The sequence below is a fragment of the Maribacter aquivivus genome, assembly GCF_900142175.1.
Classification (GTDB): Bacteria; Bacteroidota; Bacteroidia; order Flavobacteriales; family Flavobacteriaceae; genus Maribacter; species Maribacter aquivivus.
Window position 1 is genome coordinate 90,514 of the sequence record NZ_FQZX01000003.1, and the last position, 23,386, is coordinate 113,899.

Annotated in this window: 8 protein-coding genes; 3 read left to right on the top strand and 5 right to left on the bottom strand. The window is 35.9% G+C overall.

Annotation, left to right across the window (positions count from 1 at the left end; translation table 11 throughout):
* Positions 1-77: 77 nt before the first annotated feature.
* From BUC31_RS16205 to BUC31_RS16215, 3 genes are all read left to right on the top strand, one after another.
* Positions 78-8,645: a T9SS type B sorting domain-containing protein gene (locus BUC31_RS16205; protein WP_073246218.1), complete on the top strand. Its 8,568-nt coding sequence runs from the start codon at positions 78-80 to the stop codon at positions 8,643-8,645.
* 186 nt (positions 8,646-8,831) lie between these two features.
* On the top strand, positions 8,832-9,545 hold the full coding sequence (locus tag BUC31_RS16210; protein WP_073246871.1) for a carboxylesterase family protein: 714 nt from the start codon (positions 8,832-8,834) through the stop codon (positions 9,543-9,545).
* A 14-nt stretch (positions 9,546-9,559) separates the two neighbouring features.
* Positions 9,560-10,768, top strand: coding sequence for a multiheme c-type cytochrome (locus tag BUC31_RS16215; RefSeq protein WP_139251993.1), 1,209 nt, complete (start codon positions 9,560-9,562; stop codon positions 10,766-10,768).
* Positions 10,769-10,856: 88 nt separating this feature from the next.
* Here BUC31_RS16215 and BUC31_RS16220 read toward each other — a convergent pair whose 3' ends face one another.
* From BUC31_RS16220 to BUC31_RS16240, 5 genes are all read right to left on the bottom strand, one after another.
* Entirely contained in the window at positions 10,857-12,617 is a 1,761-nt protein-coding gene (locus BUC31_RS16220) for a RagB/SusD family nutrient uptake outer membrane protein (RefSeq protein WP_073246223.1), read from the bottom strand.
* A gap of 25 nt (positions 12,618-12,642) precedes the next feature.
* A complete protein-coding gene (locus BUC31_RS16225; protein WP_084135073.1) occupies positions 12,643-15,942 on the bottom strand; it encodes a SusC/RagA family TonB-linked outer membrane protein in 3,300 nt (1,099 codons plus the stop codon).
* Between the two features lie 392 nt (positions 15,943-16,334).
* A complete protein-coding gene (locus BUC31_RS16230) occupies positions 16,335-19,670 on the bottom strand; it encodes a VCBS repeat-containing protein (protein ID WP_073246875.1) in 3,336 nt (1,111 codons plus the stop codon).
* Between the two features lie 381 nt (positions 19,671-20,051).
* On the bottom strand, positions 20,052-21,653 hold the full coding sequence (locus tag BUC31_RS16235) for a fasciclin domain-containing protein (protein WP_084135074.1): 1,602 nt from the start codon (positions 21,651-21,653) through the stop codon (positions 20,052-20,054).
* Between the two features lie 41 nt (positions 21,654-21,694).
* Entirely contained in the window at positions 21,695-23,383 is a 1,689-nt protein-coding gene (locus BUC31_RS16240) for a RagB/SusD family nutrient uptake outer membrane protein (RefSeq protein ID WP_073246227.1), read from the bottom strand.
* Between the last annotated feature and the right edge of the window lie 3 nt (positions 23,384-23,386).

The following is a 23,386-nucleotide window of genomic DNA, read 5'->3' on the forward strand; positions in this document are numbered from 1 at the left end:
AATATAAGTATAAAAATTACACCAAAGAACTAATTAGATCCCAAATCAACTTTGTTCTTAAAAACGAATCTTAACCTATGCTTCCAAAACAACAGCGGTATGCGCTGTATGTACTTCTTCTGATCGTTATTTCAGTAATCGGTACTACGGCATTAGCCAACTCTAAAGTAACTACTTTGTACGAAGAGGTGGCACATGTAATCGAAAAGGCTGTTTCGGTTTCTACCAAAAACACATCTACTTTAGAAAAGAAGGCTCCAGTTGCACGAAAGTCTAACTTAGCCACTTCAGCAATGTTTACTACACTGATTGTAGGTGCAGATGCTACGGAAACTTGTAACGATAACGGTTTTACAATTGCACGTTTTAATTTATGTGGTGATTTTGATGATCGTATTATAAGTTTATTTGGTGGGCCACATAGTTCAGTTTCATGGCAAGTATTAGGTGGCTCCTGCTCAGCGAACGTAAACACAGAATGCCCGAATACTACAGCATCTTGTTATTCTACAATTAGTTCTGGACAAACATTTAATTTAGACGCTAGTTCTGTTCCTGCAACTTCAGGTGCTGAATATAGAGTATTGGTAGATGGTCAACCCTATTACTTTAAAGTAAAGAAAAGTACCATAACCCAAACGTATGTAAAACAAGATTATATCTGTGGTGTTGATGGTAGAATACAGATTACCAATCTTTCTAGTGCATATGAATTTAGTATTAATGGTGGTACTTCTTGGCAAGGTGCTATATTTTCTAACCTAACACCAGGTACGTATAATATACTAGCTAGATTAAAAAATACGGCAAATACTTGTGAATACCCTTATGAGCCTATTGTAATTGAAGAAAAGGAAATTGAAATAGCTGCTACTTTTACAGATGCATTGTGTAGCGGAGATACCGGTAGTATTACCGTTACTGCTTCTAATGTTCCTGGTCCTTATAAATACACTTTGTTAAACTCTAGTGGTGTAGCCCAAGAGTTTACTGCTTATATAGCAACAAACCCTTATACGTTTTCTGCGGTAGGTTTTGGTACATATACGGTACAGGTAGAAACACAACAATGTACAGGAGATCCTTTAAACGGAATTACCGCTCCAAGACAAGATGTAGATACTAGCGGAAACCCTTTAACTATTGGTGCTGGAGCTTCAGCTCTAGATGCTTCGACAGAGGTAAATAGTAGTTTTGGGTGTTCAGATATTTCTAGTGTAGATATTACTTTAAATACTACAGGAGGTTCAGCACCTTATACATTTACAGTTAATGGCGGACCAGTACAGCCTTCATTTGGCGATGCTGCTACAGATTCGGGTACTACTACATTTACAGTAACTACTGCAGGTACTTATGATTTTGTTATTACTGATAGTAATGGTTGTATTATAAACGCATCTTCTGATGTAGAAAATTTATTGCCACCAGATGTAACGGTTGCAGGTATTGATGGTACTTGTAGTAATGGTGGGGCAAAATTAGAGTTTACTATAAATAATGGTAGAGGTTATAATATCTCATATAGAGAAAGTGCTTCTGACGCTTGGGTAAGCACACCACAAATTTCAGTAGCGGCAGGTACTTATAATGATATTGAAGTAAGATACCAACAAGGTGCGTTTGAATGTACTTTAGATTTACCTTCTGTAACGGTTGATACTGTTGGTTCATTAACAGGTAGTGCTACTAAAGTTGCCGATGTAACATGTACAGGTGCTGGAACTACTGGCGGACAAATTGATTTTGTTGGTCCATTTTCTGGTGGATCAGGTAGTGGATATGTTTTTAGTATTGATGGGGTTAATTTCTCTGCAATAACTTCTTATACCGATTTAGCAGCGGGTACCTATACTCCAATTATTAAAGATGCTGGTGGTTGTCGATTAGATCTTACTGCAATTGAAATTTTGGATGTTGATCCACCTACAAATTTAGACTTTGCACAAAGTAATGTTAGTTGTGCAGCTGGTACTTCAGACGTTCAATTAACACCAACAAGTAATGCAGCGATAAATAGGTATGAAATTATAAGTCCGGCTTATTTTGACAATGGAAATAACGATACTTTTACTGGGTTAAATACTTCACAAGCATATATTTTTCAAATAACAGATGTTAACGGTTGTTCATATACTGAAGGGTTTAGACCTATAGTTATCAGTTCTATTCGTGTTCGTGTAAAATCTGGCGGAGACTTAAGAGTTTGTAATGGTGAAACAGATGGTACAGGTACTTTTATTATTGATGGATTTGCAAATAACTATACTTACGATATTAACGGAGGATTATTCACTGGAGGTCCTCAAAGTACAAGTGAAGTAGTTTTACCTTCATCGGGTGTTGGTACATATACTATTACAGTAACAGATACTGATACTGGTTGTACAGATACCACATCATTTGATATTCAAGATGCACCTGTATTAGATTTATCTACTAGTACGGTTACGGCTATGAGCTGTGCCAATGGAAATTTAGGCGCTGTTAGAGCAGATGCAATAGGCGGTTGGGGTACATTTAGATATACTTTAACACAACCTGTAGGACCACAAATAGGACCAAAATCTGGAAGGACCTTTAGTAATCTTTCTGCAGCGGGAACATACACATTAACTGTTGAAGATGCTGAAGGTTGTACAGATACTTTTTCTTTCGATTTAAATCCTATTGATGCTCCAATTATAGCATTAGATGGTCCATCTTCAGATTTTTGTTTTGTAGCAGGTACAGGAGCGACTGTTGCCGTAACTTCTACAGCAGGTACAGCAGCTATTGGTTCGCATCAGTATAGAATTAACGGAGGTACACTTCAACCAACTCCGAATTTTGCAGGACTTTCTCCTGGTAATTATACAATTGAAGTTGTTGATGGTAATGACTGTTCAGATAGTCTTTCAGTTACTATTGCTCCGCAATTAAGAGTGAATACAAGTATTGTAGCTGAAATACCTTGTGGCGGAGCTGATGGTAGAATTGAAGTAAGTGTTAATGGAGGTTATACCTCTGGTGTTGGAGCTAAACAGTATGAAGTTAGTTCTGATGGTGGTGCTACTTTTGGTACGGCAATTCCACTTACTACCAATACTTTTGATTATGATACCAATGTACCTGGAGATTATGTTTTCAGAATTACAGATAATAATACTACAAGCAGTGGTTGTGTTGCACAGTCTGTTGCCATTACATTAAACCCGCCTCAGAATATTGCTGCAGCGGCATATACTACTAGGCCAGTAAGTTGTAGTTCTACTAACAATGGTTCTGTTACTATAATACCAGATGCTACAAGTGGTGTACCACCTTACGAAGTTAATTTCAATGGAATGGGTTGGGCTTCAGAAACGGTATACTCTAACTTAACGGTAGGTACCTATTCTTACTTGGTTAGAGATGCTAGAGGTTGTGAGACGCCAGCTGATACATTTGATATTACATTAGATGGCACTCCGCCACCAGCAACTACAGTTTCTGAAGTACAGGCAGTTTGTGGAGGTAGTGGACCAGTTAGTGGCGGAATTAATATTGATGCCGTGACTGATGGAACTCCTGACTATACATTTATTATAGAGGACAATACAGGTGTAGAAATTACGCGTGTAGAAAATCAAAGTGCTTTTCCAATACAAATTTTAGATGCAGGTTTAGTAACGGGAGATTATACTGTTATTACAATTGATGCTAATGGATGTACTGATATCGATACTGTTTCTATTACTTCAAACGAAGTAGTAATTACACCAATACCGCCACCAGCGCCAGCAAATTGTGATGATACCGCTTTTACGTATGCAGTTACCGTAAGTGGAGGTTCTGGGTCATATCAAATAAGATTAATAGATCAACCAGGTTTTTATAACTTGAATGATACGCCAACGGTAAACGATCATACATTTAGTAATACTGCAGATGGTATTCAATACGGAGTAGCTTATACTGTTGTTGTTTTAGATGTGGTTACAAACTGTACGTATGAGCAGGAAATTCCTCCTGTAGATGCGCCTTCAACATTAGATGTTACAGCAACTTCAACGCCAGGGGCATGTGATGTAAACAGAAATGGAGAAATAGCTTATGAAATAATTGGTTATACAATTGGTGATGCTTTAAGAATTGAATTGATAGATAATTCAGACGGCTCAAGTATAATTCTTGAAAATTCTGTAACAACATCAGCATTGCCATATACTGGTACATATGCAGAATTGCCGGGTAGCTATCAGATATTGGTTGAAAATTTAACTGATACGTGTACAGATGCCGCTTCGGTTATAATACTTCAGAATTTACCTGATATTGATATCTTACAAGAAGTTCCTGCAAATTGTAATGCTTTTGGTCAGGTAACCGTACAGGGTAGAGGTGGTTCAGGTGGACCTTATGAATTTGCTTTTATGGATACAGGTGTAGCTCCTTCAGGTTGGACTACGGATACAACGTTTTCGGCAGCTGATGGTACTTATGATGTTTATGTAAGAGATGCAAGTGGTTGTACATCTTTTGATATTGCAACTATAATTTCATTAGATCCAGATTTACCGGTTCCAACATTTGCAGTAGTAAATCAATGTGATCCTACGTCAACTGCTTTTGATATTACTGTAAGAGTGCCTAGTTCTGTTAACACTCCAAGATTCACTTTGGGTGGTGATGAGCAACTACCAACAGTAGTTGGTGCATTTTGGGAGTATACATATATTGTAAGTAGTCCTGGTGATTATGTAGTAGATGTAGTAGATGCCAATGGTTGTACCAGTGAAGGTATTGCTACGGTTTACGATTTCTTATCGGCTACTGGTAGATTTTCAACAGATAGTACTTGTAATGATGCCGATGGTATTATAACTATATCGACAACTGGAGGTAGTGGTGATTTTACTTATGAATTGACAGGTACTGATTATAACGCAAGTGCGGTAGGTTTAATAACACAAACTAATGATCCAATATTTACAGGATTAACTCCTGGAACGTATGAAGTTCGAATAATTGATCGAGTTGTAAACGATGGTGCTGGTTTCTGTGAAACAACCGTTTCTAACATTATACTAAACCAAGCAGCACAGCCATTAATTGTTTCAGAAGAAGCAATTGATATTAGCTGTAGAGATGAAAATGATGGCTCTATAGAGATAGTAGTTGGTCCGGCAAATGCATTGGTACCATTTACATCTCAAGATACTCCGATCACCTATATTTTAAATGATGTTAGCTCAGGAACTACAGAGGTGACAAGAAATAATACTGGTGCTTTTTCTAGTTTACCAGCAGGTGATTATCAAGTACAGGTTGTAACGGCACGTAACTGTGAGGTACTATCTGCTGTACATACTATTACAAATCCTGATGCATTTAGCATTACGGCCAGTGCTGCAGATTTTGCTTGTGAGCCAGGTGCAAATAGATATAGTTCAACCATTATCACGGTAAATGTAGTAGACGCAGGTACTGTTGGTTCAGGATATCAATATAGTATCACTGGTTTTGAAAATTATCAAACGCTGAATACGTTTGAAATCATTGATAATGGTAGTGCTCAAAATATCACTGTTTATGCTATTGATGGTAATGGTTGTCAGACGACATTTGACGTTCCTACTATCAATCCACCAACAGATGTTGTTCCTACAATTGTTGAGGTAGATATTTTAAATTGTAGAGATGATGAACGTGTACGAATAGAGGTAGCGGGAACAACCGATTTTACGGTAAATACGGTTTCGGTTACAGCGGTTGCTCCAGTAACAAATACAGCAGGTAACAACTATGTTGATGTGTACTTGCCAGATGTTGGTGATTACTTGTTCGAGATTGTTGATAATACAGTAGGTTGTACCTATCCAATGCCTGTGCACACGGTAAATACTCCTATTGCTCCTACAGTATTAATTAGCGAGGCTAAACCTGTTAGTTGTGCGGTACCTGGTAATGATGGTGCTTTGTTCATTACGGTTAGCGATTATGTTGGTGTATTTGATTACATCGTTTATGAGGCTACTGATGATACAAGAACAACGCCTTTGGCTTCAGGAACTTTCGATACCAATAATTTCCCTGATATCAACGGTGACGAAGCTAGAATAGACAATCTAATAGGTGGTAACTTAATTGTTGATGTAATTTCTATAGATACACCGTTCTGTTCAGGAACTAGTAATGTGACGAACATTAGAACTCCGAATGGGGAACTTCAAGTGACTGCAGAATCTATAGGTAATGTAAGTTGTACGAATGATACAGGCGAAATAATAGCTACCGGTACTGGTGGTTGGGATACTACTCCGTATGAGTACAGATTGTTAATGAGCACGGATGGTGGTTCTACGTACACTACTGAGATAGCAGCATTCTCAAATAATAATGAATTTACAGGTTTGTCTTTCGGATTTTATGAAGTAGAAATTACAGATGTTGAAGGATGTACAAATACAGTAGAAATAGAATTAGAAGAAGTACCTCAAATTCTTGCAGGTATAAGAGAGCCACAAACACTAGATTGCCCTAATGGTAACAATGCGGTGCTAGAAGCTTATGACACTACAACAGGTGACGCCATTACAGCTACGGCTGGTGCAAGTGGAGGTTTTGCTGGTGCAGGTTACAACTATACTTTATTGTATTTAAGTGGTGATGATAACACAGCTATTGTTTCTCAAAGTGGATTACAAAACACACCTACTTTCATTGGTGATAGTGGCGGTTATATTAGCGCAGGTTGGTATGCAATAGAAGTATCTTCTAGTTTTGGATGTTCGTTTGTAACTGATGCCTACTATGTTGATCCACCACCACCAATTCAACCAGTTTTGGTTCAAATAAGAGTACCAGGTTGTGGAGGAGATGGAGAAATAAGATTAACGGTTGAGAATCCTGATCCTTTATTTACGTATGAATACTTAAGAGTTGAAAACGGAGTAACCATTGGTACTTATGTGCCTATGACAGGTAATTCCTTTAATGCAACAGGTGTACAGGGTATAACGTATCAATATGATGTAAGAAAGGTTAATGCGGCAGGTGCCTGTCCGGCAATACGTTCTAATGGTATTACCATGACAGATGCTTCTGATCTTGAATTTTTACCAAACTCTCCAGTAGATCCAATTTCTTGTGCATCTGAATTAGATGGTAGAATAGAATCTTTTGCAAGTGGCGGTGTAGGTAATAATATATTTACCTTATACATAGGGCAACCTACAGATGGTTTTAATCTTGGAACAGCAACTATATTCAGAGGTCCACAAGATGAAGGTACTTTTGAAGGACTTCCTGAAGGTACAGATTATTGGATTGGCGTTACAAGTGGTTTAACTTGTGAGGCTGTAGATGGTCCGTTTGAAATTGTTAGACCAGATCCTATAATCTTTGATGCCGTGCCTACAGATGTTTCTTGTAATGGTGAAGAAGATGGGTCGATTACTGTTTCTGTTAGCGCAGGTGGTGTAGGTTTAATTCAATTTGCTATTGCACCAAACTTTAATGAGTTCTTTAGTGATTCTGATAATCCTGGTACATATACTTTTGATGAGCTTGCAGCAGGTACATATGAGATTTTAATAAAAGATGACAACGGTTGTTTTGAAAAAGATTTTATTACTGTTGAAGAGCCAGATGAGTTACAGATAATTAATATTGACACCACACCAGAGTTATGTATTGGCGCCAATAACGGTTCTGTTGTTTTTGATGTAATCGGTGGTACTCCGTTCAATGATGTTACTGTAAATCCTACTCCGTATTTTGAGTACAAAATAGAAATGATTGATCCGGTAGATGAATCAGGTACTGCAGTATTTGCTCCTTACACAGGTGCTATTATAGAAGATTTACAGGGTGGAGCTTCTTATGTGATTTACGTCCAAGATGCTAATCTATGTGCGATATCAGAGTTGTTTACAATTACCATAGGAGTTGACTTAACGGCAGAACCACAAGTTCAATATGGCTGTGAAGGTATATTTCCAACGAGTACAACTACCATTCAATTAGAAAATAATAACTTATTGCCTGATTTGATGTTTGCTCTTGACCCTATTGATTCTACAGATGCGATTACTGCAAATGCTACCGATCAGTATGTTTGGGGAGATTTACCTGCTGGTGATCACATCGTGTACATTTATCATGAAAATGGTTGTACCAATATGGTTGAGTTTAGTATCGATGGATATGAGCCTTTAAGCCTAGTAGTAGATAAAACCGGACCTAACGAAGTTCTTGCAACTGCAGCTGGCGGATATGGTGAATATGAGTTCTTTTTCAACGGACAATCTTTTGGTGAGGAAACTACATTTACAACCAATGAAAGCGGAATAGTAAATGTTCGTGTAAGAGATGCTAGAGGTTGTGAGTTAGAGCTTAGTGTACCATTTGAATTTACAGGTATGTTAGAATTCCCTAATTTCTTTACTCCTGATGGAGATAACTTAAATGATATCTGGTCACCTAAGAATAGGGATCTTTTTGATGGCGTTGAGGTTAGAATTTATGACCGTTACGGTAGAGTAGTGGCTGTATTAGATGAGGTTAGCGGTTGGGACGGTACCTATGAAGGTAAAGAAGTCCCAACAGGAGATTATTGGTATGTAGTAAATGCCAATAGCGATTCGCTTAAGTATGTGGGTCACTTTACTTTATACAGATAAATAAAAGAGAGAACATAGATTTAAAAAGGAGGATGCATTGTGCATCCTCCTTTTTTTTACCAAATTTTTAATAAGTTTTTGAATTCTTATTCGTCTAACGTTTCGAACACAAATGGACCTAAAACCACTTTTACTTTAAAAGAGTTTGTTTTTAGGGTACATTTGGTAGAAATTTTGCATTTACAGATGAGGTCAATTTTATATGTTATTTTACTGGTTATTTTTCAAAGTTGCGCATCTCAAGCAAAACCTATTCTGATAGATTCAGAAATGGAAACGAATGTAAAAGAGAATCTAGCCTATTACTTGTATTACCCAGAAGATTATGAGGAAGAGCCTGAGAAAGATTTCCCGTTATTACTGTTTTTACATGGCGGTGGCGAATCGGGCGATAGTCTGGTTACGGTGAAAAGAAATGGTCCGCCAAAGCTTATAGTTCAGGGTAAGAAATTTCCTTTTTTAATACTGGCGCCTCAAAATCCGAATGCAAAAAAATGGTGGAATACGAGGGCTGTAAAACAATTGTTAGATTCTATTGTTGACAATAATAGAATAGACAAACGTAGAATTTATTTAACCGGATTAAGCCGTGGGGGCGGAGCTGCTTGGGAATTGGCAGTTCAGTATCCTGATACATTCGCTGCTATGGCAGTAGTTTGCGGAATGACGCCTTTACCTTATGCTTCTTGGATTAATAGAGATATGCCAATTTGGGTTTTTCATGGCGAAAAAGATAAATCTATTCCTTTTTCAGAATCAGAGACCATGGTGGCTAAATTAAAAGAAATGGGATATGAGGTTATATTTACCAGATACCCCAATGTAGGTCATAGTGCATGGATTAAAGCTTACGAAACAGAAGCACTCTACGATTGGTTTATGAATCAGGAATTGAAATAATAATAGGGTTTAAAATGATTAATAGCAAGAATGTAAAATATACCATATTGAGTATTCTTGGGTTATTATTGATTTATCTTTTTTGGTATGTAAAAAATGCTGTTGAAATTTCAGAATACCTTGAGCCCGGAATAGTAGCCACTCATTATAATGGTGCTAATTATGTAGGGTCACAAACTTGCTATGAATGTCATGCGGTTATTTATAAAACGCATTTAGAAACTGCTCATTTTAATACTTCATTTTATCCTAAAGAGGGTTCGATTAAAGGAAATTTCAGGTCAGATTCAAACGAGTTAGATTTAGGGAGTGTTCGATTAAAGATGGTTATGGATGAAGATGATTATTTTCAACTATCAAATGTTAAGTATAAAACTAAGGAAGTAGTAAAGTCGAAAATTGATATTGTAATTGGCTCAGGTGTAAAAGGACAAAGCCATCTTAATTGGAAAGGGAATGATTTATATCAATTACAGGTTTCTTATTTTCAACCCACAGACTCATGGGTAAATAGTCCTAATTTTCCAGAAAATGCATTGAATAGAAAGGTTGATGATAATTGTTTAAAATGCCATGTAACCTTTGCTCAGCATAAAGATAAAACTAGCGACAGTAAATCCTATGATAGAGAAAGAATAATTTTAGGTATAGATTGTGAACGTTGTCATGGACCTTCTGAGAATCACGTAAAATATCATCGCCAAAACCCAGATGTTTTAGTTGGGAAGTTTATAGATAATTTCAAGAAATATAATAGACAGCAACGCTTAGATGCTTGTGCAGTTTGTCATTCTGGTTTACAGGCTCAACAGATAAAAGGAAATCCATTTTCATTCATTGCAGGAGACACCTTGTCTTTGTATTCCAAAAATTATAGAAATGTAAATTCAAATACTAAACTAGACGTTCATGGAAATCAAATGGGACTGTTGAGTGAAAGTTCATGCTTTATAAATTCCCCGAAAATGGACTGTATTACATGTCATAATCCTCATGAAAATCAGAGGGGTAATGCTAGTGTGTTTAATGCCAAGTGTTTATCGTGTCATGAAGTTAATACTATAAATAAGGTGGTTGAGGGTCAAGAACATACTGCGTCTCAAAATTGCATTAGCTGTCATATGCCTTTAGTGCCTTCTGAAGTTATGAAGTTAAAAGCAGAAGATGGAATAAATGAGATACCTGTTTATATAAGAACTCACCTTATTGGTATTTATGAATGATTCTAGTAGTATATAAAAATATAAAGAGTGGTTAAAACTGTTTTAACCACTCTTTATGCAACTAACAATTAACAATACTATTTATACTTTAATAAGCTGGATCTTGTGTTAATGTAGGTTGCCCGTCAATAGCTGATCTATCAATAGCTTCAATAGGAATAGGGAAAAACTCATTCTTGCCCTCTACAAATGATCTACCTTGTAAATAACTTCTCAATTGAGATTCACTTGCGATATAAGCATTAAGTGTTTCTGCAGCGATTCCCCAACGTTGAAGATCAAATAAACGGTGTCCTTCTAATGCAAACTCTAATCGAGTTTCAAATCGTACTGCTTTTCTTGCTACTGCTGGATCTGTCCATGCATCGTCATACGTTGCTATTTCATAATTAGCGGCAGGAGTTCCTTCAAGAATTGTAAAGTCATTACGTTCCGCGCCTTGTGTTGCCCTTGGTACAAAACCAGCAGGGTTAGCAGCTCTTGATCGTATTTCATTTACTAATTCTCTAGCTCTTTCTAAGTCACCTAATTCAACTTCAGCCTCAGCTAACCATAAATAAATCATATCTAATCTCATGATTCTATAGTTGTTGGCAGAAAGATTACCCCAGCCACCTTGACCAAAAGCTTCTGGCTCTGCCACATGCTTCATTGAAAAGAAAGGTCCTGCATACGTTAAATCACGTACAAAATCAGTTTGATAAATTTTGAAACCTTTGTATAATATACCTGGTCTACCAACTGAATGATCTAGTCTAGGATCTAATGTGCCTGTATAGGTAGATAGCGTGGTAGTTTCATCAGTTTCAAACGGAACGTTAGAATCATTGAAAGTATCCAACATTGGTAATCCATTTTCCGTTTTGTATGCATTAACTAAGTTCTGCGAAGCTTGGTAGAATCCACAGCAGCCCCAAGGATCAGTGTACGGATGAGCTAACCCAATACCTCTATTAGAAGCACCATCTGCAGCACTACTAATTGCATACTGTACTTCAAAAATTGATTCTGTGTTATTCCGTGTTCCTACTTTGAAATTATCTTCAAATTTATCCATTAATATAAACGGACCATTGTCAACTATATCATCTAGAATAACCTTTGCTTCACCCAATTTAGTGGTGTTTGCATTACCTGCTTCATCCCATCCTTGGTACATTTTTGCTTTTGCTAAAAATGCTTTTGCTGCCCATTTTGTTGGTCTACCAACGTCACTTTGTGTGGTTGGTAATACGGCTACCGCAGCCTCAAAATCAGCTTCAATTAGTGGCCAGATTTCTCTGTCATTAGGTATTTTGGTACTTTCTAAATCATTTAATTGAAAATTTGTGTCATCAACATATACAGGTGACCTCCACATTTTTCTTGCTTCAAAATGAAATAGCCCTCTTAAAAATCTGGCTTCAGCAATTACTTGAGCTCTTCTTTCATCAGATATGCCATCTTCAACAGCTGCAAGTGTAGTTAATGTAATATTAGCATTTGCTACACCTTTGTATAAACCTCTCCACTTATCACGTATGTGAACATTAAATGACTGGAAGTCATAGGCTTCTATAAATGATTGTTCTGGTTGATCTCCAGCATCTGTACCTTTTAAAGCATCATCAGAAGCTATATTGAATACCCAACTATGAATATCATTATGCCATGTTTGTCCTTCAAGACCACCACCTGGCACCATGTTATAAGTACCTATAAGTAGGTTTTCTACACCGTCAGGTGTAGCAACGTCTGCCTCACTAAATTGACCTTCGGGCTGTCTATCTAAAAACTCATCACTACATGCAACAACAAAAAGAAGTGCTGTAATTAATGAGGATATATAAATCCAATTTCTTTTTTTCATGATATATTTTATTAGCATTTTCAAATTATTTTAAAGTTACATTTAAGCCTAAAGTGAATGTTCGGGCTACAGGTAAACCACCACCATCATAACCTAAGGTTAGGTTTCTTCTAGAATCATCAGTATTACTTAATTGTACTTCTGGGTTAAGACCTGTGTATTTAGTAAACGTAGCCAGGTTTTGACCTTGAACATAAATATTAGCATTAGCAATACCGCCTATAGATTCTAATAAATTTTGCTCAAAATTATAAGTAAGTTGGATGTTTTTTAAACGGAAAAACGAAGCATCTTCTATGAAGTATGATGAAGGACGACTACTAACAGCATCGTTACGATCCATTATTGGTGTAGTAGCATTCGGATTTGCTGCTACCCAAGTAGAAGGGTCAGATTGCGGGTTCGTTGGTTGCCATGCATCGTAAAGTGCTCTTGTTGACTTATTACCTTGGAAGGTGTTGAAATCTGCAAAATAACGAGTATAGTTAAAGACATCATTACCTTGAGATCCATTACCAAACACATTAAGCGCTAGGTTTTTATAAGTAAGGTTTATGTTTATACCATACGTGAAGTCTGGGTGAGGTGTACCTATTACCGTACGGTCATCATCATTGATTACTCCATCATTATTTACATCTTCAACTTTAAATTTACCAGGAGCGTTGTAATCTCCGTAAGGAGCCCAAGCATCTGCTTCTGCCTGAGTTTGGAAAAGACCTAAAGTCTTAAATCCATAAAAGGAAGAAACTGGTAAACCTTCTTGTGTTATTGATAAGGCAGGAATTCTTTCACTTCGTCCAAAAATACGAATGTTCTCACCACCTAATTCAGTTACTTCATTATCATAAGTTGACCAGTTTACATTTACACTATAACCAAAGTCACCCTTTTCATCACTATAACCTAATCCTAAATCAAGACCTTTGTTTACCAATTCTCCAACGTTAAAAGAAGGCACGGTTGCTTGACCTGCAGTATACGTTGGTGGAACTTCAATTAACATATCAGCTGTCGTACGGCTATAAATATCCAAGTTGAAATTTATTTTACTGTCGAACATAACTAAATCTAAACCAAAATTACCCTGCGTTGTTGTCTCCCATTTAGCATTTGGGTTACCGAAGGCTTGAGTAGAGAATCCTATAGTTGGTGACCCTGTGCTGCCATCTATTGGATAACCGCCCGTGCCAATATCGGAACGGAATGTAGTATAGGCATTATAATCACCAATTTGTTGGTTGCCAGTTTGTCCCCAACCATATCTAAGTTTTAAGTCATTTATCCATTCAACACTATCCATAAAGCTCTCGTCAGATACTCTCCAACCTAAACTAAATGCTGGAAAAACAGCACTATTTGCCGCTTGTTGAAATCTAGATGAAGAATCATTTCTTAAAGTAACTTGTGCTAAGTATTTACCATCGTAATCGTAGTTTAATTTTCCGAATTGTGACCATAACGAATAATCTTGCCACACATAGCCGCGGTTACTTGATGTAGTAGCGTCACCTAAATCCAAATAACTAATAATATTATTAGTTTCAAATTTGAAACGTTGGCGAGAGGCTTCAAAACGCTCTTCGAATTGTTGTATAGACTCCACACCAACATACGCAGCGAAATTATGCTTTTCATTAAATGTTTTAGAATAGCTTACAGTATTGGTCCACGTCCATTGATATTCATATTCTTCACGTGCAGTAGAACTATTGATGAAATTACCCTCTACATATTCTGGTTGGGGTCTTCCGATATCTCTATTTCTTTGTACTCTGCTATCTAAACCGAAACTAGAACGAACACTTATATTTGGGGTGATGTCATAATTAGCAAAAACATTACCTAATAAACGTAATCTGTAAGTACGGTCATCTTGGTTTCTAGATAAGCTAGCGAAAGGGTTATAATTGTTACCCAAGTTTGCCCCCCTACTACCCGCAAAATTACCAGCAATATCATAAATAGGTAAAAGTGGATGATGCTTATAGGCTCCTTGTACGGGACCTTGTTCATCGAAATTGTTTACAACACCTTTTTTGTTATCAAAAGAAGCTGTAAAATTTTCACCAATCGTTAACTTTTGATTTAGCGCTTTAAATTCGGTATTGGCTCTAATGGAAACTCTATTGTAATCAGAAAATTTAATAATTTCTGATTGCTCAAAATAATTTAAACTAAAAGCATAACGTGCATTTTCCGTAGCACCTGAGGCAGAAAGATTATGGCTCATAATCGGAGCAGAACGTGTAATAGCGTTCCACCAATTAGTATCTGCTGATTCTGTAATGGCATAGATATTTTCTGGAGTTAATGAATACAAACTTGGGTCAGTACCATCATCACCAGCATTTGCTCCACTTGGAAAAACAAAATCTGGAATAGTTACTTCTCCATTTGGTCCATAGCTATATTGACCATGACTTGGTGTTACACCAGCATATAAGTCAGCTAAATACAAATATTCACCTAAATCTGCTGCATTTAAAGCGTCTACATCTTCTGCGGCAGATTGAATTCCATAAAAAGTATTATAGGTAATTTGTGGTTTGCCCATTTTACCTTTTTTGGTGGTAATGATAATTACTCCATTAGCAGCCCTTGAACCGTAAATAGATGCGGCAGAGGCATCTTTTAAAACCTGTAATGATTCTATATCGTTTGGGTTAAGGTTAGATTGTGTCTGAGAAGGAACTCCGTCAATGATATATAAAGGGTCATTATTTCCTAAAGTTCCAAAACCTCTAATACGTACAGTAGCTTCACCACCAGCTCTTGCATCATTAACAATATTTACACCAGCGGCCCTACCTTGAAGTTGTTGTGCGAAAGTTGTAGCTGGAATAGCTAAAAGATCTTCTGTATCAACGACACTAACTGAACCTGTCAAGTCTTTTTTCGCCTGAGTGCCGTAGCCAGTTACTACTACTTCATCTAACTTACTGGCATCTTCCTGAAGAGTAACGCTAATAGTTGTTTGATTGTCAATAGCAACCTCCATGGTTTTAAAGCCAATATAGCTAATTACTAAGGTCGCATTACTTGGTGCGTCAATAGTATAATTTCCATCAAAATCGGTTTGGGTACCATTGGTTGTTCCTTTTACAAGCACACTAGCACCTGGTAATGGACCCATTTCGTCAGAAACCGTTCCTGTAACGGTATTTTGAACAATTGCTGATTTAACTTCTTTTGAGGTTGTTAATTTTTCATTTGCTACGATTTCTTGCGTGCAAATACAAGCTAAAATCAGTAGAAATCCTTGGCTTAGGAATGATGTTTTTCCTTTGGATTTTACAGATTTAAAATCTAGTTTTTTTTTCATAATAAGTTGTTGTTTGATAAATTATTGAATTATTACAAATTCTTAATGTGCGTTAAGAATTATACAATATTGATATAATATTAGTTAATAATTTATCAAATATCCAGTAATATGGTATTTTTTTTAATAAAAATACACTTGTGGCTTCTTGAGTGTTATTTGTCGATTTGTAAGTGTTGTCTGTCGTAATAATTGGAAGTTACTACTTTCTCTTATTACCCATTTTAATTGTTAAAGAATACAACTAGAGGTATTTATGTTAATTTTTTTTGCTTTTAAAAATTGTGGGAATGGTATTCGTTTAATTATGGTAATGCGTTTTTTGATAAACGGAAATCGGCTGGCATATTTCTGAAATATGCCAGCCGATTTCTTTAAGATAATACCAGTTTTTAGTTTTTCTGAAATACCCTTACAGAATCCCTGTTTTGAGTAACAATGAAGTATGGTCGGTCTTCTAGATTACTATTCACCTTAATGATGCTTTTTGCATCACCTGGCACTAGAAATCCGCTTTCAATAGTATTAATAGTTGTATAATTACCTTTACCATCATTCTCTAATAATAGACCATTGAAGGCGTCATTCCTTCCGACGAAAACTTCGTTTCCAAAATTGTTTCCGATTAACAAAATATCTTCTTTACCATCTTTATTATAATCTAATGTCGTAATTCCATTAATTGGAGCAACTTGTGCTTCTATTGGTAGTGAATTGTATTTAAATGTGCCATCGCCCATATTTTCCAAAACTATACTTTTATCGAAATTGCCTATTAATTTTGTTGATCCCTGTAATTCTTCATCTGTAAATAAACTTGAGATGGTTGCTTTAGAGTATCCTTTAAAAGTGCTGAATTTTGCTCTAAATAGGGGGCTTTGACCATTTAAATCTCCCCAAAAGTTTACTGGAAATGATTTGTATGTAGGATTATCAAAGCTCTCCTTAAAATATGCAAACATGACAGGGTCAATAGTGCCATTATTATCAAAATCTTTTGCGATTACTGTAACTGGTCTTTCTGATGATGGTTGATAGAGGTTGTTCATACCTAAGTTGCCCACTATGAAATCAATATCGCCATCATTGTCTATATCAGTTTTTACAATACTTTCCCACCAACCAGAAAGTTCTTCAGTTCCTGTTTTCTCTAATTTATTGAAACTAGTTCCGTTATTTTTTAAAATAGTGATAGGCATAAATTCACCAACGATAATTAAGTCATCATTTCCGTCTAAATCAATATCTCCCCAAACTGCATCAGTAACCATACCTAAGTTTCTTAATTCAGGCGCAAGACTATCCGTCACATCTTTTAATATACCGTTTTCGTTTTTTAATAAGAAGCTATTTTCAGCATTAGGATATTTGGAATAAGGGGTTCTACCACCAACGAAAAGGTCAACGAAGCCGTCTTTATCAAAATCTGCGGTTGTAACTACTGAACCACTGGTATTAATTTGTGGTATCTTATTGGTTGAAACGCTGAAATTTCCTTTACCATCATTCACCAATAATCGATCTGTATAGTGAATACTTTCTAGGTCAAATTCATTACTACCAGAAACTAAGTACATATCTAAATCGCCATCATTTTCTAAATCAAATAACGCAATACTTTCTTCTTCATACATTTTATTTTCTTCATCGCTAAATAATGTCTGCCGTATGAAGCTGCCTTTTTTATCTTGAAAAAATATTTGTGGAGACATACCTGAAGAACTGCCAATAATAAAATCTTCTATACCATCACCGTTAAGATCTCCTGTAGCCATTACAGGACCATTTTGAGTAAGTTTATGTGGTATGGTTCGTTGAATATTGTAATCTACAATATCTTTTTCTTCGTGTAAATAGTTTATAGCAATGGCATTAGAAATCTCTTTGAATACTGGCGCTACTTTTTTTGCAACAAATGGAAAATTTAAACCTTCTGAAGATACCGAAATTGCATTCTCATATTTAATGGTTAACCTTTGGTTAGCTTTAATGTTCTCTAGTTTTTGAAATTTGTTATCTGCCCAAAGTACTTCCACAGATGCTATTTGTTTATTATTACCTAAACCAAAATGCGCTATGTCTTCAACAGTAGACATATAGCCTCTATATGTATGGTGTTCTTGGTATTGAAAAGTACCGTCTTTAAGTCTTAATACAATTTTTGCCCCTGTTTTTAGTGATTTCGATGATGAATCTAATAATTCTATACTTAGATAATTATGTTGACCATTTTTTTGATCCGTATTGTTTTGAAAAATAAGAGCTTCGTCGTTTATGTTATTAACGATATAATCTAAATCACCATCATTATCTAAATCGGCAAATGCTGCGCCATTGGAGAAGGAGGGTATTCCAATTCCCCAATTTTCACTAACATCTGTAAACTGGTTATTTTTGTTATTCTTATATGCGTAGTTTGGAATCTTTATTTTCGGAATAGAATCCAAAATTTGAGCGGGACTTAAATATCTACTTACATTGAATTTAAAATCACCAAAATCTAAATCTGTAATATCTCTTGGAAATCCATTCGTTATTAGTAAATCTTGATAACCATCGTTATCCATATCGGCAAATAGGGGAGACCAGCTCCAATCTGTTTTTGATATGCCTGCCATTAAGCCAATTTCACTAAACGGTACATTATTCCCATTCCCTTTCTGCAGCATGTTTCTGGTGTGCTGGTATTCATAATCAAAACGGTCATTTAATATATACTCGGTGTATTTATTTCCGGATAAAGTTGTTTTTAACCGTTCGTTTGTTTCACCTAGCATGTCTAAAGTGATGATATCCAAGTAACCATCATTATTAAAATCAGAGATGTCGTTACCCATAGAGAACTTACTCTGGTGTTTAGTGTTGTCTTTTATCTTATTTGAAAATGTACCATCTTGATTGTTTATATATAAAATGTCATTAGATAGATAATCATTACTTACGTAAATATCTGACCATCCATCGTAGTTTACATCTGCAATAGAAAGTCCTAAACCATAACCCTCTATAGTTATGCCTGCTTCTATGGTAACATCTGTAAATGTGCCGTCACCATTGTTTTTATATAATTTATCATTGCTTAACGCAGAGCCATCAGTAATTTTCTTCCTGAAGTTAGAGGGTAAAATATGAATGTCAACATTGTTTAAAACGTATAAATCTAAAAGTCCGTCTTTATTGTAGTCAAAGAATGACGCGCCCATGCTATTACCAGATTCTTCAACTCCAAATTCACTAGCTTTGTCTACAAATGTTGGTACATTATCTTTATTCAAACCCTGATTTACGTATAAAATGTTCTTCTTTTCTTCAGCGCTGTCTAACATGGCAGAACATACATATATATCTAAAAAACCATCATTATTAATATCTGCCAAAGCAACACCTGTATTCCATTTGTTTAGTGCTTCTATACCAGATTCTTTAGAGACATCTTTAAATTTGAATTTTCCCTGATTTAAGTATAACCTATTAGAAACTTGATTTCCGCTAAAAAATATATCGGGCATTTTGTCATTGTTAAAATCGCCAATTGCAACACCACCACCATTAAATATGTATTCACTGGTTAATATGTTGAAGCTGTCAGTTTCTACAATTTCATTGTTAAAATCAATTCCTGATTTAGAAGGAGGTACCACTTTAAAAAGTGAGGTAGATTCTTTTTGATTACATGAGAAAAAGCTGATTGTTAATAATGTAATTGTTATAGCCGAAAAGATTCGCATAATTGGTTTTTTAATACTATTTACTAGAGAAGAAGTATTCAATTTGTAGTTAGTTTATTGAAAAGAAAATAATGTGATAAAGTGTCTTATGTGCGCAAATGTAAATCTGCATTTTTGTAGTACCAAAATAGTGTTTTTGTACTGAATATCACAGGTAGATGTGTACTTACTTCAAGATTTAACTAGTTTATTTTTTATAAAAAAGTTTCAGTTTAGCTAGTGTTATGTGCTGATATAATTTACTATTGAGTTTTTTTGACTACTATAGAAATTGAATTTTTACTTAATTGAGTTTTGATCAAAAAAAAAGCAGGACATTGAAAAATGTCCTGCTTTTAAGGTTATTTTTTATGTAACCCAAATTTAAATTTTATTGATTCTTTAGTCATCTAAAGAGTCAATAAAAGTAATTGCAGTTTGTGGTAATAAAACTTTGTCTACAATATGTGCGACCCCGTTTCTTGCTAAAACATCTGGAGTAGTAATATTTGCATTTACATCGTTCGTTGCATCACCAATCACGAAATTTTCTGAACCAATGACACTGATTACTTCTAAATCTTTTTCAGATAAAGTTGTCAATGAACCTGCTGCTAAATCTGCACTAGTAATTTTACCTGCTACTACATGATATAAAAGTATGTTGGTTAGTAATTCCAATTCTTCTTCCGTATCAAAACTAGCAATACTAGTATAATCAGGGCCTAAAGTATTGAATAAGTCTACGAAGGCGTCATTTGACGGAGCAAAAACTGTTGCATTTCTAGAATATGTAAAATTAGTTGCTTCTTCATCTTCCATATTGGTAGCGTCAACAAATACATCTACTAAATCAGTAGCAATTAATGCTTCTTCTAAAGTACTTAATGATGGTGCGTTAACGACAGTTGTCGCTAAATCATCAGATCCTAGTAATGCAATAAAGTCTAGAGCTGCTTGTGGTAAAAGAACTTTGTCTACTATACTTACGACACCATTTTTAGAATCAATACCGTCGGTAACAATAGCTGCGTTCGTAGCAGTAACATCTCCAAATTCAAAAGCACCTGCATTATCTACAACTTCTACCGTACTATCCTCTAAAAGAGTCATAGTTGGTCCAGCTACTAAATCTGTTGAACCATCATCAGATGGTAAAATGTGATATAGTAAAATATTACTAAGAAGTTCGATTTCTGCAGAATTGTCAAAATCATCAAGATCATTATAATCATCTCCAAGAGCATCAAAAAGATTTTCAAAAGCTTGGTTGTTTGGAGCTAGTACTCTAGCTGTTTCCAAATCGGCGATAGCATCAACCAATCCTGCTTTTGTTGCAGCTGCAGCTAATGAACTTAAATCATCAGTTCCAGTTACCCAGTCCAATAAAGTTGGTCGGATATCAAAATCTAGAGCATCAATTGCCTCTTGTGGTAAAAGTACCTTGTCTATTACATGTACTATACCATTGTCTGCATAAAAGTTTGGTTGTGTAACTTTAGAAACAGGGTTGGTCTCTGGTAAATTAGAGGCATCTAAAATAAACACATCTTCTCCTACTGCTACAGAGAGTGAACCTCCTTGTACTGTAGTTAATGTTTGACCATCAGAAAAACCTGATGCTTCTATATTGTCTGCTACCACATGATAGGTTAATATCTGAGCAAGTAAATCCGCATCTGCGACAGACAATAGTTGTGCTGCTGCCGATTCATCATCATTAGCTTCAAAGCCTATTTGAGTTGCAAATGTTTCAAATGCTGCATCATTAGGTGCAAATACTGTAAAAGGACCAGTGCCGTTTAAGGTTGTAGCAATGTCACCAGATGCTGCATCAATTGCAGCATTTAAGTTAGAAAGACTACCAATTGTATTGATTCTAGTGTCAACAGTACCCGGACCAATTAAGGTGTCGCTACCGTCTATATCATCATCATCACACGAGCTGAAGCCGATTAAGGCAAGCATTGATAATGAGATACTTAATATTCGAAATGTTTTCATATCTAAATTATTTAGTATAAGATTTTATAATTCTGTTTTATTTAATACCCAGGATTCTGTTGCAGAATTCCTCCACTTAAATCTATTGCGTTTAACGGGATAGGCAAGATATCGTGTTTTGCTTCAACCGTATTAGCTTTAGTACCAAAGTTAGGTATAGTACGACTTTCATTTGTAATGTATTCATTCATTACACTTGCAGCATTACCCCATCTTCTTAAATCGAATAAACGGTGACCTTCCATACTAAGCTCTAAACGACGCTCATGACGAACTGCTTTTCTAGCGAAATCTTGACTAGCGAAAGCTGTATAAGGCTCTATTTCATAGTTAGCCGCATCAACCTCCCCAGTTTCATCTTGAATGTAAGTCATGTTTTTAGCTCTGTTACGAACTAAGTTTGTCCATGTTAATGCAGACGCTAAATCATTAGTTTCAACAGCTGCTTCAGCACCCATTAATAAAACATCGGCATAACGTATAATATGATAGTTGATACCTGCGTGTTGTTGTCCCCATGCACCTGAACCTTGGTTGTCGGTATCACCTGATTGGTAAACATTTTTAGCTGGTAAGTAAGGACCTGAAATATCTGAGAATGTTGCACGGATCCAAGAATGACCAGGGAAAGTTCCGTAACGGTTATAATCAATACCTCTTCTACCTACTGTGTAATCTAATCTAGGATCTAATGGTCCAGTGTGAAGTGTAAATGCCTCGTCATCTTCCTTACCATAGTCATTTGCTACATCAGTTTGATTAAAGGTATCTAATAAAGGAAGACCTGATCCATCTGTTTGAAATGCATTTACTAAATCTTGAGAAGGTTGGTAAAAACCACAACATGATCCAAATGGTCCTGGATTAGGGAAGTTTAATACTCCACCAATATTTCCATTATATGATACTGCGTCATCTGCAGTAAATTGAATAGCAAAAACAGCTTCAGAACTGTTTTCTCCAGCACTTTCCCAATTAGCTACAAATTCAGAATTTAAGGCGTAAGGACCATCATTAATGATTTCTTCGAACAAAGCAAGAGCAGGAGCCCATTCAGACTGTTGTAAATGAACTTTACCTAAGTAAGCTTTAGCAGCCCAAGAAGATGGTCTTCCTGATTGTGCTTGAGTAGCAGGTAAATTGTCAACAGCAAATTGAAAATCGGCTTCTATTTGGTCCCAGATTGGTCCAGGATTTGGCTGATTAAATTCTGTATTTGCATAGTTTTCTTCAGAGATGTAAGGAACATTTCCATAAATTCTTTGCAATTCAAAATTGAAGTGACCACGTAAAAAACGTGCTTCAGCAAGCTTTCCTGTTAAATCAGCATCTTCTATAGTTGCAATTAATGCAATAACTGCATTAGAACGGTTAACACCTGCAAAAGTAGATGACCATTTTCCTAATACATATGGGTTACCTGTAGTCCAATTATAGGTTTCCATTTCAAAAAGTTCAGCTTGATCACCATCAGTACTACCTTTATGGGCATCATCAGCTAAAACATCAAACCACCAGTTGTCTCCACTTGCAGCAAATCCATTACCCGATAAGTTGTTACGTATACCGTCTAATGTAGAGTAGGCTCCAATTAAAAGCAATTCTACACCATCTTCATTTTGTACGGCAGCATCACTAAGAGCACCAATTGCAGGTTGCTCGGTAAAATCATCGCTACATGCACTTAAAGCAGCGAATAGTGAGAATAAGTATATTATTTTCTTTTTCATTTT

Bases quoted from the DNA above. Each gene is read 5' to 3' on its own strand.
- BUC31_RS16225 (WP_084135073.1), bottom strand. From the start codon at position 15,942: ATGAAAAAAAAACTAGATTTTAAATCTGTAAAATCCAAAGGAAAAACA.
- BUC31_RS16215 (WP_139251993.1), top strand. From the start codon at position 9,560: ATGATTAATAGCAAGAATGTAAAATATACCATATTGAGTATTCTTGGG.
- BUC31_RS16210 (WP_073246871.1), top strand. From the start codon at position 8,832: ATGAGGTCAATTTTATATGTTATTTTACTGGTTATTTTTCAAAGTTGC.
- BUC31_RS16235 (WP_084135074.1), bottom strand. From the start codon at position 21,653: ATGAAAACATTTCGAATATTAAGTATCTCATTATCAATGCTTGCCTTA.
- BUC31_RS16230 (WP_073246875.1), bottom strand. From the start codon at position 19,670: ATGCGAATCTTTTCGGCTATAACAATTACATTATTAACAATCAGCTTT.
- BUC31_RS16205 (WP_073246218.1), top strand. From the start codon at position 78: ATGCTTCCAAAACAACAGCGGTATGCGCTGTATGTACTTCTTCTGATC.
- BUC31_RS16240 (WP_073246227.1), bottom strand. From the start codon at position 23,383: ATGAAAAAGAAAATAATATACTTATTCTCACTATTCGCTGCTTTAAGT.
- BUC31_RS16220 (WP_073246223.1), bottom strand. From the start codon at position 12,617: ATGAAAAAAAGAAATTGGATTTATATATCCTCATTAATTACAGCACTT.